Source organism: Mucilaginibacter rubeus (genome assembly GCF_014643835.1).
Classification (GTDB): Bacteria; Bacteroidota; Bacteroidia; order Sphingobacteriales; family Sphingobacteriaceae; genus Mucilaginibacter; species Mucilaginibacter rubeus.
On record NZ_BMKD01000004.1, the window covers coordinates 481553 to 498524 of the forward strand.

Annotated in this window: 11 protein-coding genes; 2 read left to right on the forward strand and 9 right to left on the reverse strand. The window is 42.9% G+C overall.

Annotation, left to right across the window (positions count from 1 at the left end; genetic code table 11):
* Positions 1 to 21: 21 nt before the first annotated feature.
* Both IEX80_RS16120 and IEX80_RS16125 read right to left on the reverse strand, forming a co-directional pair.
* Positions 22 to 2451 carry an ABC transporter permease gene (locus IEX80_RS16120; protein WP_188833449.1) on the reverse strand — a complete coding sequence of 810 codons (2430 nt, stop codon included), beginning with the start codon at positions 2449 to 2451 and terminating at the stop codon, positions 22 to 24.
* 188 nt (positions 2452 to 2639) lie between these two features.
* On the reverse strand, positions 2640 to 5423 hold the full coding sequence (locus IEX80_RS16125; protein WP_229701652.1) for an ABC transporter permease: 2784 nt from the start codon (positions 5421 to 5423) through the stop codon (positions 2640 to 2642).
* A gap of 476 nt (positions 5424 to 5899) precedes the next feature.
* On the opposite strand from IEX80_RS16125, the gene IEX80_RS16130 reads away from it, so the two are divergent.
* The gene (locus tag IEX80_RS16130; RefSeq protein ID WP_229701653.1) at positions 5900 to 8398 is read left to right on the forward strand and encodes a M1 family metallopeptidase; all 2499 of its coding nucleotides are present in this window, start codon (positions 5900 to 5902) and stop codon (positions 8396 to 8398) included.
* Positions 8399 to 8609: 211 nt separating this feature from the next.
* On the opposite strand, the gene pyrH is transcribed toward IEX80_RS16130, so the two are convergent.
* The 7 genes from pyrH to IEX80_RS16165 all read right to left on the reverse strand — a co-directional run bounded on the left by pyrH (position 8610) and on the right by IEX80_RS16165 (position 15445).
* Positions 8610 to 9314: a UMP kinase gene (gene pyrH / locus IEX80_RS16135; RefSeq protein ID WP_090529473.1), complete on the reverse strand. Its 705-nt coding sequence runs from the start codon at positions 9312 to 9314 to the stop codon at positions 8610 to 8612.
* Between the two features lie 125 nt (positions 9315 to 9439).
* Entirely contained in the window at positions 9440 to 10564 is a 1125-nt protein-coding gene (gene nagA, locus IEX80_RS16140) for an N-acetylglucosamine-6-phosphate deacetylase (RefSeq protein ID WP_188833450.1), read from the reverse strand.
* A gap of 187 nt (positions 10565 to 10751) precedes the next feature.
* Entirely contained in the window at positions 10752 to 11603 is an 852-nt protein-coding gene (tsf, locus tag IEX80_RS16145) for a translation elongation factor Ts (RefSeq protein ID WP_090529479.1), read from the reverse strand.
* Between the two features lie 172 nt (positions 11604 to 11775).
* Complete coding sequence (rpsB, locus tag IEX80_RS16150; RefSeq protein ID WP_090529482.1) at positions 11776 to 12618, reverse strand: 30S ribosomal protein S2; 843 nt, start codon at positions 12616 to 12618, stop codon at positions 11776 to 11778.
* 18 nt (positions 12619 to 12636) lie between these two features.
* Positions 12637 to 13023, reverse strand: coding sequence for a 30S ribosomal protein S9 (gene rpsI / locus IEX80_RS16155; protein ID WP_090529485.1), 387 nt, complete (start codon positions 13021 to 13023; stop codon positions 12637 to 12639).
* A 25-nt stretch (positions 13024 to 13048) separates the two neighbouring features.
* Positions 13049 to 13486 (reverse strand): 50S ribosomal protein L13, encoded by a 438-nt coding sequence (rplM, locus tag IEX80_RS16160; protein ID WP_090529488.1) that lies wholly within the window; start codon positions 13484 to 13486, stop codon positions 13049 to 13051.
* Between the two features lie 534 nt (positions 13487 to 14020).
* The gene (locus IEX80_RS16165) at positions 14021 to 15445 is read right to left on the reverse strand and encodes a S41 family peptidase (protein ID WP_188833451.1); all 1425 of its coding nucleotides are present in this window, start codon (positions 15443 to 15445) and stop codon (positions 14021 to 14023) included.
* 194 nt (positions 15446 to 15639) lie between these two features.
* Here IEX80_RS16165 and IEX80_RS16170 point away from each other — a divergent pair, with 194 nt between their 5' ends.
* Positions 15640 to 16896 carry a BamA/TamA family outer membrane protein gene (locus tag IEX80_RS16170; RefSeq protein ID WP_139159990.1) on the forward strand — a complete coding sequence of 419 codons (1257 nt, stop codon included), beginning with the start codon at positions 15640 to 15642 and terminating at the stop codon, positions 16894 to 16896.
* Positions 16897 to 16972 lie beyond the last annotated feature (76 nt).

The following is a 16972-nucleotide window of genomic DNA, read 5'->3' on the forward strand; positions in this document are numbered from 1 at the left end:
CAAATGACTTAATGACTTTCGTCACTCCGCCTTCAGGCTCTTCACCGGGTTCATCCGTGCAGCTTTTATGGCTTGCGTGCTTACGGTTAACAGGGCTATTATCATAGCCAGCATACCGGCAAGGGCAAACATCCACCAGCTTATCGTTACTCGGTATTCAAATGCCTGCAGCCATTTGCTCATGCCCCACCATGCTATTGGCGTGGATATTACAAGGGCTATCAATACAAGCTTTACAAAATCTTTTAATAATAACTGCACAATACCCGTTACGCTGGCGCCAAGCACCTTACGTACACCTATTTCCTTACTGCGCTGTTCGGCACTGAAAGCTGCCAAGCCAAACAGGCCAAGGCAGGATATCACTATCGCCATCAGCGTAAAGGCATTAATAATTTGCGACAAGGTAACTTCAGTTTCATACTGCTTTTGCACCTCGGTATCTAAGAAAGAATATTCAAAAGGTGCGTCGGCTATGTCTTTACGCCACAGCGCTTCCATTTTGCCCAGCAGCGATTTATAGTTTTTGCTATCTGTTGATACCACCATCACATTAAACTGTCGCGGATCATTACGGTAAACCAGCATAAACGGCTTTACTTCCATATGCAGGGAGTTGTAATTAAAGTCCTTCATTACCCCGGCCACTTCAACAAAGGTTACCGGGTCCGGATCATATTGGGTATACAATCGTGTACCCGGAGCAGTCTGCGGGTTTAGTCCCAGGCGCTTACATAAGGTTTCATTAATGAGTACCCGGGTAGTATCCCCTATCCGGAAGTCCCGGCCGGCAATTATTTTAATGCCGTTCGCTTTGGCAAAAAACTCATCAGTATTAATATTTTGTGCATCAGTTGCAGTGGTCATATTGCCTCCTGCAGTGTAAACTCCGTGATCATGCGGTACAAACTGGCTCAGGTAATTATCGGCATTGCTTACGGTTTTAACTTCGGCCAGCTGCCTTAAATCATTTGCAAAATTCTTCATTTTGCCCTGCGTGGTATTGGTATAAAAATTAAAGATGAGCTTTTGATTTTGGTCAAAGCCGAGGTCTTTATTTTTTACGAAATTGAGCTGACTGTAGATCACGATAATACCTGTTATAAGTACTATCGACAGCACAAACTGAAACACTACCAATGATTTACGGATTCCTGCTGCCGAAATATGACTGGTAAAATTCCCTTTGATCACCTTGATAGCCTTAAACGCCGACAAGTAAAATGCAGGATAGCTTCCGGCTACAAAACCGGTAACCACAACTATGCCCGTCAGCATTAGCAAAAGCCTGTAATTGCTAAAAAACGATAAATGAATATCGGTATGGGTTACCTGGTTTAAATATGGCAGCAGCAATACGAGTAATGGCAATGCGATGGCTACGCCCATAAGCGTCAGCATAAACGATTCGCCCAAAAACTGCTTCATCAAATCGCCCTGGCCCGCGCCTATTACTTTGCGTACACCTACTTCTTTGGCACGTTTTGATGCACGCGCTGTTGAAAGGTTCATGAAATTAATACAAGCCACTACCTGTATCAGTACAGCCACCAGTATCATAATGTACAGGAATGCAGGATCAAGTGTTTTGGTTAGCTCATGCTCATGCCCTGGCGTTGTATGAATGGTAGTTACAGGCTGCAGGTGCAGCGCCTTTTTCATGCCGATGGCCTTCAATTGGTCGGCACCATATTTATTTAAAAAGTCAGGAAGCTTTTTTTCAAGGGCTGCTGCGCTGGCATTAGGGCGCAGCTTTACATAGGCATATAAAAAGTTATTACCGGCCCATGCGGTATTTTGCCGTACGTACTGACCTAAGCCGCCACTGTTCATAGCCATAAACATACTCACTTTGATATGCGACTGACCGGCGCTTTCGTCAACCACCCCCGTAACCTTAAAATCGTGTTTGCCGAATGAATTATCGATAGAGATCATTTTCCCTATAGGATCCTCGCTGCCGAAAAGTTTATCGGCTACCGGCTTCATTAATACAAGGCTGTAAGGCTCGGCCAGTACTTTATTGGCATTACCACTAACAAAATGAAAGTTAAACACATCAAAAAAAGTAGAATCGACATAAGCCGCATTCTGTTGATAAAATGATTTTTCTTTGTAGCGTAACAGATGCTGTTTAGCTCCAAAACCTTCGGTTGTTACCAGCCGGGTAAACTGCAAAACCTCGCCAAAATCATTTTTCATGGCCGGCGCTATTGGCGGCGAGCTTGCCGCGCCATCATGCTTATCACCCGTGAGCTCAAGCGTTGTGGTAATACGGTACAGGTCTTTAACATCTTTGTGTTGCTTATCATAACTGTACTGATCCTGCACATAAAGCAAAATATAAAGGCAACACAGTGTACCTGTAGCCAATCCCACTATATTAATTAAACTAAAGGTTTTGTTTTTCAACAAAAACCGCCATGCCGTTTTTAAATAACTTTTAATCATTTTATTAGTTCATTTGTTCAATGGTTCATTATAGTGCTTTCAAACATGTCATTGCGAGCGTAGCGTGGCAATCGCACGGAAGCATCGCCGCTCTGTATAACGTGCGATTGCTTCGTCGTCCCTCCTCGCAATGACATATTTTATATTCCAAAATCAACCTAACCTCTAATCTCCAACCTCTAACCGCTCTACTCCGCTTTCAAGCTCTTTACCGGGTTCATTAACGCGGCTTTAATGCTTTGATAGCTTACCGTAGCAAGGGCTATCATAATTGCGGCCACCCCCGCCAGCGCAAACATCCACCAGCTAAGCTGTACGCGATAGGTAAAATCCTGCAGCCATTGGGTCATTGCATAATAGGCTATAGGCGTTGCTATCACAATGGCAATAAATACCAGTTTTACAAAATTCATGGATAACATTGCAGTGATATTGCCAATAGTAGCGCCTAATACCTTGCGGATCCCTATTTCCTTGCTGCGCTGCTCGGCCATGAAAGCAGCCAGGGCAAACAGACCGAGACAAGCAATCATGATAGCCAGTACCGCAAAACTTGTGAAAATACGCCCCATACGCTGTACATCGGCATACATGCTGGCAAAACGCTCGTCCATAAAAGTGTATCTAATGGGCTGGTTTGGTGCAAACTGTTTCCAGGTTGCAGTGATTTGGTCGAGCGCTTTTTTTACATCACCGGCTTTTATTTTTACCGATACTATCGATTCGCTTGAGCTTAAATGCATCACCAATGGCTCGATACCGTCGCGCATCGAGTTAAAATTAAAATCCTGCACCACGCCGATAATTGTTTTACCCGGGCCATAGTTAACTATCTTTTTCCCTATCGGATTTTTAAGTCCGAGTTTGTTGGCCATCATTTGGTTAATGATCACCGCCTGCGAGTCGGCTTTCATATCGGGAATAAAGTCGTGGCCAGCCACCAGTTTAATGCCCAGTGTTTTGAGATAATCATGATCCACATCCCAAAACTGACCACCTACAGTAGGATCTATTTTTTCTCTTCCCTCAATAAAAAATTGGTTGCCATTACGCTTAGTGCCCGAAACCGGTAAAAAATCGCTGATTGATGCACTTTTAACTGTGGATAGTTTCAGCAATTCGCTTTTAAATGGTTTCACCTGGTTATCAAGCGTATTGGTACCTTGTATCATCACCACCTGATCTTTCTCAAAACCTACTTTTTTGTTAAGCAGGTATTGCATCTGGTTATAAATAACTACCGTGCTGATGATGAGGATAATAGATGTAGCAAACTGGAAAACCACCAGCACATTACGCAATACCGAACTTTTACTTCCGGTACTTAAATTGCCTTTAAGCACTTCGGCTGGTTTAAAGCCCGAGAGGTAAAACGCAGGATAAATGCCCGCCACAATGCCAATTAAGAATGCCGCCGCCAGCACTACCGGTACTAACCACCAAACCGCCCACGGCATAGTAAGCGATTTGGACGCCAGCGTATTAAAATATGGCAGTAGTACCCAGGCCAGGATCAGGCCTAATACAAACGAGAAAAAGCTATACAATAATGATTCGGCCAAAAACTGCCTTATCAAACCACTTCGCTGCGAGCCAACTACTTTACGTAACCCAACCTCTTTGGCCCTGTTAGCCGATTTGGCTGTAGAAAGGTTAATAAAATTGATACAGGCAATCACCAAAATAAAACCGGCCACCGCGCCAAACAACCACACGAAACGGATATCCCCGTGCGACATGCCATCATGAATATCGTACGAGCGTAAATTGATATCCTGTACATTTTGAACCACTAAATTAAAAATGCTCATTACCCTGCTGGCGCGTTTATCGCCATTATGTGTCATGCTGGGGATGTAATAATTTTTCAGGATGCCATCATTTACCTTTTTATTAAACTGTGCTATGTTGGTGCCGGGTTTCAGCGCCATGTATATATGATAATTATTGGCATCCCAGGTTGCCTGTTCGCCATTCCAGAACTCAACACCGGCAAGGGTGATAAAGAACTTAAAATCGTGCAGATGCGAATTACCGGGGATATCCTGCATTACCGCGGCTATTTTAAAAGGTTTAGTTTTGTTATTGTTTAGGTACATTACCTTACCTACCGGGTTTTGACCGGGGAAGTATTTATCTGCCTTGCTTTTTGAAATCACCATACTCAATGGCTCGCTCAAGGCATGTTTTGAATCGCCGTAAACCATGGGCAGGTTCAAAATATCTATCAGGCCCTGATCTGCATAGGCAAAACCTTCTTCGTGGGTATTATCAGCCTGGTCTGCACGCTTTAACTCATTGGCGCCGGCACCCCAAAAAAGTGAATTTGGCATTAAACGACCTGATTTCTCTACTTCCGGATAGTCCTGTTTAATCACTTTGGCCATCACCGAAGGCCAATCAACACCTTTTTCATCTACCGAGCCATCGTGGTAATGCCCAAGCAAACGGTAAACATTAGCTGCATTAGGGTAGCTTCTATCAAAACTCAACTCATCGCGAATGTACAGAGCAATTAGCAGGCAGGCCGCAATACTAAACGCAAAGCCGCCAATTTTAATAGCGGCATACATTTTTTGCTTGCGTAATTGCCTTAAAGCGACTTTTAAATAATTTTTGATCATGGCAGTGCTATTTAAAAAGGGGCTATGTTGTTTTAATTTTTCCGTACTGTTATAATTAGCCTGCATGGTTTTCTCCGGTTTAACCGGAGAGGGCGTTTCAACTGCAACCGCTGGTTGTCCTGTACCCTCCATATCTTTGATCTTTGCCTGGATCTTACCAAACAAAACCGAACCGTCACTCTTTGGCTTTTCCTCTCCATCATCCCACCATTTCGACATTAACCTTAGCTGGCTATGCAGCTCCGGGTTTTCGGCCAGCAAAGCGTTTAGCTCCTGCAACTCCTTTTCCGAAGCTTCATTAGCCAATTTCTTTGAAGCAAGGCTCCAAATGTGGTCATCCAAGTTCATCTCTCAAACGGGCGTTAGTTTATCAAAGGCAGTGCACAACTGTTATTTTCGAATAAAACATGTGCCATTTATACAAAAATCTACATATCAAATACTTACACAAAAACACCCGTTATTACTGTACGAAAGCGTACATCTGGTGTCCGGTTTTAAGCAAGGTCATTCCTTAGCCTGAGCAGGCATGATAACACCAGCCACAACTGAACAGCTTTAACCAATCATTGGTGTTACCCCCCTCTTTAATTAAAAAGCTTATTTTCAATTATTTATTCAATAAAAATACGAATTGTGTTAACCCTGTTAACCAACTCCCAAGCCATCCGGTTTAAACTCACAATTTCTCTACTCTCCCGTAACATAATCCTATCCCGTGCGTCATAGGTGATTTACGCACAAAACATTTTGGCTGGCAGGGTGTATATTTGAAAATTAACTATCCTTAACAGCTTGTAAAAAGCAAACTTTTTGTACTACATATGACTGATCGCAAACTAATTACAAAACTCATGCTGTCGTGTGTGCTTACCACAGCTATGGCAACCGCTTACGGGCAGCAAACCCCTCCACCAGAAAACCCGGCATTAAAAATCTACCGGGCTGCACCAACTAAAATCAACGATCTTATCCACACCAAGCTTGATGTGCGCTTCGATTACAAAAAACGCTACCTGTACGGTAAGGAATGGGTTACTTTGAAACCTCACTTTTATCCAACTGATAGCTTAAGGCTCGACGCTAAAGGCATGGACCTTAAAAATATCTCGGTAGTAAAAAATGGTAAAAATGTGCCGCTTAAGTTTACGTACCAGGACAGCCTTTCGGTAGCCATTAAACTGGACAAGGTTTACCGCAATAACGAAAGTTATACCATTTACATTGATTATACTGCCAAGCCCAATGAGCTGAAAGCTAAAGGCAGTGCAGCTATCAATGACGCAAAAGGTTTATACTTCATCAACCCCGACGGTACCGAAAAAGATAAACCAACCCAGATCTGGACACAAGGCGAAACCGAGAGCTCATCGGCCTGGTTCCCTACCATTGATAAGCCAAGCCAGAAAACTACTGAAGAGATCACGATGACCGTGCCGGCAAAGTACGTAACCTTATCAAACGGTAAACTAACCGCCCAAAAAACAAATGCCGATGGCACCCGTACCGATACATGGAAGCAGGAATTACCGCATTCGCCGTATTTGTTTATGATGGCTGTAGGCGATTTCAAGATCTATAAAGATAAGTGGAAAGATAAAGAGGTAAGCTACTACCTGGAGCCTAAATATGCGCCTTACGCCAAAGAGATCTTTGGTTTCACGCCCGAAGCTATCGACTTTTATTCAAAAACTTTAGGTGTTGATTTTCCATGGGTTAAATACTCACAAATTGTAGTACGCGACTACGTAAGCGGCGCTATGGAAAATACCTCGGCTACCTTACACGGCGATTACGTACAGGCTACCCACCGCGAACTGATAGACGCCAACTTTAGCAATGGCCGCAGCACTATTGTGCACGAGCTGTTTCATCAATGGTTTGGCGATTATGTTACTGCCGAAAGTTGGAGCAACCTTACCGTAAACGAATCGTTTGCCAACTTCAGCGAAACCATCTGGGCCGAACATAAATATGGCAAGGACGAAGCTGATGCGCATAACTATGCAGATATGCAAAGCTATCTCCGTTCGCAGGGAGCCAGTACTAAAAACCTGGTGCGTTTTTATTATGCCGATAAAGAGGACGTTTTTGACGCTGTAACCTACCAAAAAGGTGGCCGCATCCTGAACATGCTCCGCAATTATTTAGGCGATGCTGCATTTTATAAAGGACTTAACATCTATCTGAAAACTAACGCCTTCAAAAACGGTGAAGCCCAGCAATTACGTTTAGCATTTGAGGAGGCCAGCGGCCAGGACCTTAACTGGTATTTTAACCAATGGTATTATGGAGCCGGTCACCCGATACTGAACATCAGCTACAAATGGGACGAGGCAACTAAAACCGAAACCGTTTACCTGAAACAAACACAGGATGGCCAAACCTTTAAACTGCCAATGGCTATTGATATTTACCAGGGCGGTAAAAAAGTGCGCCATAAAGAGTGGATGAATGACAAGGTAGATTCTATTAGTTACCAACTGGCCGGCAAACCGGATCTGGTGAATGTTGATGCTGATAAGATCCTGCTTACCAAAAAAACTGATAACAAAACTATTGAAGAGTTTTCATTCCAGTATTTTAACGCTCCTAATTACCTCGACCGTTACGAGGCTATAGAAGCTGCTGCATCAGATCAAACCCGTCCGCAAGCACAAAAAATCCTGATCGCGGCTTTAAAGGATAAGTATTATGGCCTCCGCATTAAAACCATCAGGGCATTAAACCTCACTAAAGATGATGTGCGTAATGCAGCCCAGCCAATATTGATCGCATTAGCTCAAGCCGATAATAACACGCTTGTAAAAGCAGCTGCTATTACTGCATTAGGCAAATTGAAAGCAAGCGGTAATATGACTTTGTTTACCCAATCCATATCGAGCGAATCATACGCTGTACAGGGCGCGGCCTTAAACGCCATTGCACAACTTGACCCGGCCAAAGCATTAAGCTTAGCCAAAGGCCTTGAAAAAGACAACAAAGGCGCATTAACTACCGCTATCATGACTTTATATACTACTAATGGTAATGATGCCGAATGGCCGTTTGTTTACCATGCGTTTACCGAGGCAGGGATTCAGGAAAAATTCAATTCCCTTAAAAACTTTGCTGACATGACTGCCAAAGTAAATAAGCCAGAGTACGCTCAGCAAGGTATTGAAGAGCTTAAAAATGCCGGCATTAAATTTAAGGTTTACGGAGCAGCACCATTTATAGTAACCCAACTGGAAGGTATCAAAACCTCACGTACTACTATGAAAGACGATGCATCGGCAAAAGCTGCTGACGATGCTATCAAGGCTGTGAATGATGCCAAATAAGCAGAAAATCAAAGGCTTAAAGCTAAAAGCTTTATAGCTTTGTTCATTCACCTAAATACAAAAGGCCGCTCTTATCAAAGGCGGCCTTTTGTATTTAGCGTAAAGCGATGTGGTTGAGCTTAAGGCATAAAGCCAAAAGCGTTTTGAGTGTTAGCGTTATTAGCTTTGAGCTTTTTGCGTTCGGCTTTAAGCCTTCTGCTTTTAGCTTAAATTACTTTACCAGCGTACCAATATCTTCGCCTTTGGCAATTTTCATAAAGTTACCTTCCTTGTTCATATCAAATACAATGATAGGTAGCTTGTTTTCCTGGCAAAGGGTTATGGCGGTCATATCCATTACATTCAGGCCTTTATCATATACTTCCTGGAAGGTAATCTCGTCGTAACGGGTTGCACTTGGGTCTTTCTCCGGGTCGGCAGTGTAGATGCCGTCAACACGGGTACCTTTTAATACCACATCAGCTTTAATTTCAATGGCGCGTAATGAAGCGGCAGTATCAGTAGTAAAGTAAGGGTTACCAGTACCGGCACCAAAGATCACGATCTTGCCCATTTCCAGGTGGTGCATAGCGCGGCGACGGATATAAGGCTCACAGATCTGTTCCATTTTAATGGCCGATTGCAGACGGGTTTCCACACCAATGCTTTCTAAAGCATTTTGCAGCGCCATACAGTTAATCACTGTTGCAAGCATACCCATATAATCGGCCTGCGCACGTTCCATACCCGATTTTTCAGCACTTAATCCCCTGAAAATATTACCGCCTCCAACAACTACCGCAATCTCGATACCGGCATCATAAACGTTTTTAATGTCATGAGCATACTGCAAAACCTGGTTGTTATCAATACCATATTGCCTTGCGCCCATCAGCGATTCGCCCGAAAGTTTCAGTAATATTCTTTTGTATTTCATTTGGTGTGATTTGCTAATAATAGAAAAAGATGAAACCTGCTTTTGTTTATATCAAGAATTGATAAAGCTCTGTTCATACGGGAGTAGTTCGCCAAAAATAGCGAATAAATTTCAGTGTTAAAATTTTATGTTGTCTTTGTTAAAAAATCACCTTTTAGTATAGTCCCAAGCACTTCAAAATCAGCGTTAAAAATAACAAGGTCGGCATCAAAGCCTTTCTCTATTTTACCCTTTTTTGTTTGCGATGCTAACTCGGCGGGATATAATGAAGCCATATTTACGGCCTCAGCCAGGTCAATACCGGCCAATTTAACGCAATTTTCAACTGCTTTAAGCATGGTAAGGTTTGAACCTGATAAAGTACCGTCGGGCATGGTATACCTGTCGCCCCTTAGTTCATGTTGATAAGCTCCTTCTTTGGTTGAAGTAACGGCATCAGTGATCAGGAAAAGTTTGTCACCAAGTTCGCGTTTAGCTAAACGTACCATTGCAAAATCAACATGGATACCATCGACTACAATACTGGTATATGGCTTTTCCTCAAAAATTGCAGGGATATAGCCAGGTTCGCGATGGTGCATAGATGGCATGGCGTTAAACAAATGCGTTACTGCCTGCACCGGTTTCTTTAAAAATGATTTGCCTTCGGCATAAGTAGCATTACTATGGCCGGATGATATGATAACACCCTGCTCATATAAATAATCTATCACCTCCTGATCCTGCAGTTCGGGCGCAATGGTGATCATCTTGATAACACCATCAGCTTTTTCAAGCCAGCCTTTAACCTCAGTCAAAGTAGCCTTTTTGATAAACTTTTCGGGGTGAGCGCCCTTTTTTGCAGGGTTTAAATAAGGCCCTTCCAAGTGCAATCCCCAGAAAGCCCCCCTGCTTTTTTGGCTATAGATCTTAGCCGCTTCAATACCAGTTTCCACAATTTCATTGGTATTGGTGCCGATAGTAGCAAACACGCCAATGGTGCCCTGGTTCAGCAGGTCATTCTCCAATTGTTCAAGCGCCTCAACGGTAGGTGTACCGGCAAAAAGCTTACCGCCGCTGCCGTAGATTTGCAGATCGATAAATCCCGGAGCAAGGAAGGCACCGTTGAGGCTTTTCTTTTCAGCATCCGCCGGAATAGCGCTTTCGTCTATAACATCAATGACAGTACCGTTTTCAATTAAAACGGCTTTACCTTCGGTGATGGTGCCGGCTGAAATGAGTTTGAGGTTGTAAAGGGCGAGAACAGGCATGATTTAATAATTACGTATTCAACCATTATGTCATTGCGAGCGTAGCGTGGCAATCGCGAATTTGCATAGTCGCCCTGCATAGCTTGCGATTGCTTCGTCGTCCCTCCTCGCAATGACATAGTATAGGAGGGATAACGACCCAACAGGGCAAAAAAAATCCCCCGATTTTCATCGGGGGATAATATGATTAAGCTCCTAAAGCTACCCGCTTGAAGGCGGTTACTGTAAGGCCTTTTTCAACCGAGTCAAGGAATTGTGAAATGCTCTTAGACGAATCTTTCACAAACTCCTGGTTTAACAGGGTTGAGTCTTTGTAGAATTTATTCAACTTACCTGCAGCAATTTTTTCAACCATTGCTTCTGGTTTACCTTCTGCACGGATCTGCTCTTTAGCAATTTCAAGCTCACGCTCAATTACTGAAGCGTCAACGCCATCTTTATCCAAAGCGATAGGGTTCATAGCAGCAATTTGCATAGCTACGTCTTTACCTGCATCTTCTGCACCTGCACCATCAGCGCTTAAAGCTACCAATACACCTAAACGGAAGTTACCGTGGATGTAAGCAACAACTTTTTCGCCGTTAACAACTTCATATTTAGATACGCCGATTTTCTCGCCGATTTTACCTGTTTTTTCGATGATCGCATCACCGATTTTAACGCGGGCAGTTTCAACGTCAATTTCAAGTGCGTAAAGCTCTTCGATTGAAGCTGGTTTTGCTTCAACAGCTTTGTTAGCAATTTCATTTGCAAAAGCGATGAACTCAGCGTTTTTAGCTACGAAGTCAGTTTCGCAGTTAAGCTCGATGATAACACCGGTTTTAAAATCTTCAGAAGTACGTGCAATAACAACACCTTCGTTTGATTCCCTGTCCTGACGGCTTGCTGCAACTTTAGCACCTTTTTTCCTTAAAAAATCGATAGCTGCTTCAAAATCACCGTTAGTTTCGGTTAATGCTTTTTTGCAATCCATCATACCGGCACCGGTTTGCTGGCGCAGTTTGTTTACGTCGGCTGCAGAAATTTGTACTGTAGACATGTTTTTTTGAGTTTTAAGATTTTTTATATCGGGTTACAAGTTACCGCTATGGTATTATGCTACTGTAACCTGCAACTATTTTTAATATTAAAAATCCTCCCTGATGCTTTTAACGGAATCAGGGAGGCTTTAAATATTTGTTCCTTGTTCCCCCTTCAGGGGGTTAGGGGGCTTATTCTTCTGTTTCAGCAGCCGGAGCTTCAGCTTCGCCTTCAGCAGCTACTTCAGCAACTTTACGGGTTCTTTTACCGCCTTCGTTAACTTCAGGAGCATCAGCTTTAGCTTTTGCAGCTACTGCTTCTTTTTCAGCTTCGTCTTCTTTCTCGCGTTTGCGCTCATCTAAACCTTCTTCGATAGCTTTGATGATGATGCTGGTGATCAAAGAGATTGATTTTGTAGCGTCGTCATTCGCAGGGATCGGGAAGTCGATGTTTGAAGGGTCAGAGTTGGTATCAACCATAGCAAATGTAGGGATGTTCAACTTTAATGCTTCTGAAACCGCGATATGCTCTTTCTTAACGTCGATCAGGAATAAAGCAGCCGGTAAACGGTTCAGATCAGAGATACCACCTAAAAGGGTTTCTAATTTGATACGCTCACGCTGAATCATCAGACGCTCTTTTTTAGAAAGGTTGCTGTAAGTACCGTCTTTAGTCAATTTATCGATGTTTGACATCTTTTTGATTGACTTACGTACAGTAGCAAAGTTAGTTAACATACCACCTAACCAACGCTCGGTGATGTATGGCATGTTTACGCTTTTTGCATAATCAGCAACGATATCTTTCGCTTGTTTCTTTGTAGCTACGAATAATACCTTACGGCCTGATTTTACAATTTGTTTTATAGCTGCAGCAGCTTCTTCAACCTTAGTTAAGGTTTTATTTAAATCGATAATGTGGATACCGTTACGCTCCATGAAAATGTACTGTGACATTTTCGGATCCCATTTGCGGGTAAGGTGACCAAAGTGTACACCAGCGTCCAGTAAATCCTGATAAGTTGTTCTTGCCATTTTGTTGTCCTCCTTTGATTAACGTTTACTGAATTGGAATCTCTTACGTGCTTTCCTGCGACCTGGTTTTTTACGCTCAACCATACGGTCATCGCGGGTCATTAAGCCTTTAGCACGTAATGCCGGTTTCTTTTCAGCATCAAGTTCAACAATAGCTTTAGCGATAGCTAAACGAACGGCTTCTGCCTGTCCTTTTACACCACCACCTGCAACGTTTGCTTTAACATCGTATTTTCCGGTGCTACCAGAAACCTCAGTGCTCTGAGTTACGATATATTGCAATGGCAAAGTAGGGAAATACTCTTTGTAATCTTTACCGTTAACGATGATCGCACCATTTCCTTCTGTAAGGTAGATGCGGGCAACGGCTGTTTTTCTTCTGCCTGAAGTGTTAGTTGTTGGCATTTTTTTTCTCCTTAAAAATTAAAAATTAAATGGCTGTTGGGTTTTGCGCTGCATGAGGATGCTCAGCACCTGCATATACATGCAAATTGCCGAATAATGCTTTACCCAAACGATTTTTAGGTAACATACCACGTACCGCTTTCTCGATGATGCGGGTTGGATGTTTCGCCAATAACTCCTTAGGAGAAATAAAACGCTGACCACCTGGATATCCAGTGTAACGAACATAAACTTTGTCGCTTAGTTTGTTGCCGGTCAGTTTTACCTTGTCTGCGTTGATAACGATCACATTATCACCACAGTCTACGTTTGGGGTGAAATCAGGCTTGGTTTTACCACGGATGATCATTGCGATCTTCGTAGACAAGCGCCCCAAAATCTCGCCTTCGGCGTCAACAACAACCCATTGTTTGTTAACGGTTTTTTTGTTGGCTGAGACAGTTTTGTAACTTAACGTATTCACTTGCTTTAAATTAAATTGTTTAAACGTTTATTATACCCCGTATTTTCGGGACTGCAAAGATAGGGTTAATTATCTTATTAGCAAATAGATTTTAAGGAAAAGATTGCGACTGGACTGATGGAGTGTCTGAACCGGAATTTAAGGGGGGGGCGAAGATTGTCAGGATTTTATTTTGTCTGAACCCGAACTTGTTGAATTTTCGGAATAGTCAAAATTTTAGGAATTCGAAAAAATTCAATAATTCGTTTAATTCGAGTTCAGACAACTACCAGAATCCGATAAACCCGGTTCAGAAAAAATCTGTGTAATCAAAAATCAATCGGTGTAATCCCAATAAAAAAATCCGACATCCAACATCCGAAATCTCAAATCAAAATAATGGTGTTGCCTGCGGCCCGGGCTATACGTTCATACGCCTGCAGGCATTACGCGCATGGCCGGTATCCACTTCTATCCCTAACACAGAAAACACATCCGGAATGCTATATGAGTATGATGCTTTACCTTCTTAAATCTACTAAATCAGTTCTCCAATTATTTAGCTAAAGCAAAGTCCAATACCTCATCAGCAGGTGTTAGCGGGTTATCCTTTACCATAAAGTCTGGCATTACCGGGTGTTGATCATTAGTATTGCCGCTGGCCCTGATAAATTGCTTGGTTGAAGTAGTAAACGTAAATCCGGTATTGGGCAGTTTTAAAAAAATCAGCTCACCATAATCATTGGCCGGCTCGCCTGATGGTTCACCGATCAATGTAGCCAGCTTATAATCCTGAATGGTATTGGCCAGCATGTTGGCACTTGAAAAAGTATGCGGGCCAATCAGCACCAAAACGTTCCCTTTGAATAACAAATCATTAAATGTTGGCCGGTCAGGCCTATCACCGCTATTTGATATAGTAGTACCATTAATGGCATTAAAATAATAAGCCATCTTTTGTGGCCCTTCTCCTTTTAACTTTTCATTAAGCTGATCTTTGTACTCCTGGCTTACTTTCCACTTTACACCTCCTGCCATCCGGAAAGGCTTATCGGTAATATAGCCTAATAACATTTCGGCTAATGCCGAATTACCTCCCCCATTTTTTCGCAAATCGATGATCAGCACCTTGGCTTGTTTGTTTTTAATGGAAGTAAAGCACGAATCTAAAAACCGTTTAAATACAGCCGGTTCAGCTGTAAGTGTATTCAATGCTAAATAAGCTTTATCCGTATTCAAAAAATCAAATTGATGATCTGCAATTGGTTTAATCTTAGGCAGGTCTTTCGCTCTTGCAGCAATATTACTTCTGAAATCTGCCCATGAAACCGGGTTTACTACTGCACTATCTACATGGTTGTTGCGCAGGTAACGGATATGCCATGGCCCGTTTACTCCATACAGATGCAAATACACGATGAGGTTACGACAGATATCAAGAGCTTTATATTGCGGCAGACCGCCCGCATAACCACCCAGCTTACCCATCAATTTCTCTATAGTAATTCCATTGATGCTGATGATGGCATCGCCCGGCTTTAGTTTATCTTCCAAGGAAGCATCAAGTCTCACAATAAACCCTGTACCGTTAAACTCTCTTATCAGTACCGGAAATAAAAGATTTCCCCCAGCCTTCAATTCGTCAACTAACGATTCGGGATAGTTAAACACACTATGCCCTTCATTCAATGCGCCTATCAGCCCTGCCATAATTGGCCACGCCTCTTTCGCTGTCATACCATCGTGCAGGCTGGCAAGCACCCTATCAGTGAGCCGCGAATAGGAAGCCTTACTTATGCTGTGATACATATCAGGATGCACGTCGGCAACCGTGGCAACCAGGTATTTTACATCTTCGGCTAACTGATGTTTTGAGTAGTGTTTTTCTGTAGCAAGAGTATCCTGTTTTTTTGCAGATAAGCCAACAACAGGCAACACCATTATTAGTAATAAGAGTAAAGGCAGCTTCATATCAAACATGATGCACAAAATAGCAAATTGGTTGCAAGCAGCTTCTTAATTGCTTGTAATTAGTTATTGGTCAGACGGCCGGCACTTATGGAATTTTTATTTTGTAATAAGTTTTTTACATTCAGATGATATAAATATATTAGCAGGAACACTAATTAATTCCTGAATAATTGGCTCCCGCTGCTTACCGGCTCACCTTAACCTTGATTGTACTTTTAAGTACCTGCAAGTTGTTTGCCCAAACCCTGGCCGATCCGGTTGATTCGTTACAAACACAGGTAGACGCCAATGGAATCTTAGCTTCCATATTCAGCGGCAAAAGCAGCAAACCTGCCGCAGCTACCGAACAGCTACGAAATCGTACCTATTGGTCGGTATTACCATCGGCAGCTTACAACCCAAGCGTGGGTTTTGCCGTTGGGGTTATCTCATCAGGAGGAAAATACTTTGGTGATCCTTCAACTACAACACTTTCGGTAATTAATGCCGGCTTTTACCTGTCAACAAGCGGGCTCTCTACTTTTGAGTTTAAACAAAACGCTTTTTCGGCTCAAAACAAGTGGAACCTGCAGGGCACTGTACAAATAGGGAAAACCGTTGCCATGGACAACGGCCTCGGCACCGGCAGGCGCAGTTTTGGTGAAGGCAGCTTTTTCATGAACAATACCCACTTTGAAAACAATCCGGATGCCTTCCCTATCCGTTATGTATACATCAAAGCCAATGAGCGCATCTACCGTAAACTGGCACATCATATATATGTAGGTGCCGGGCTAAGCTTTAATTATTACAGCCATATAGATGATGACCGCAAGGATATCCCCATATCAAAAACTCATAACTACCGCTATAGTATCCGTAACGGCTTTCCTGTTAACTCGTACCAGGCTAATGGCTTGTTGTTCAATTTCCAGTTCAATAACCGCGACCAGCCTAACCGCCCGTTCAGGGGTATTTATGCCGATATAGTTTTTCGGAGCAACCAAACCTGGCTGGGAAGCAACCGCAATGCCATGCAGGTAAAGTTTGAGTTCAGGAAGTACTGGAGCCTGTCATCAACTCACCCCGAACATGTTTTTGCGTTGTGGCACTGGTCAAACTATTTATTAAGCGGGGCACTGCCCTACCTTGAACTGCCCGGCACCGGCAGCGATGCTTATGGCCGCATTGGCAGAGCATTTATTATAGGTAGGTTTAAAGGCATGTCGTTTGTATACAATGAGGCCGAATACCGCTTTCCGCTAACAAGCAATAAGTTGCTCAGCGGTGTTGCCTTTGTCAATGCCGAAACGGCTAACAACCAGCAACGCATAAAACTATTCAGGTATTGGGAGCCCGGTGGCGGAGTGGGCTTGCGACTGTTGTTTAATAAATACACGCGCTCTAATCTATGTATTGATTATGCCAGGGGAACTTATGGTTCAAGTGGGTTCTTTTTGGGACTTAACGAGGTATTTTAACTATAAGCAGGCTACGATGATGGTTATACCGTTATAATTGGTGTCATTTTTGTGCTGAAATTGCCTGAACAAGCAA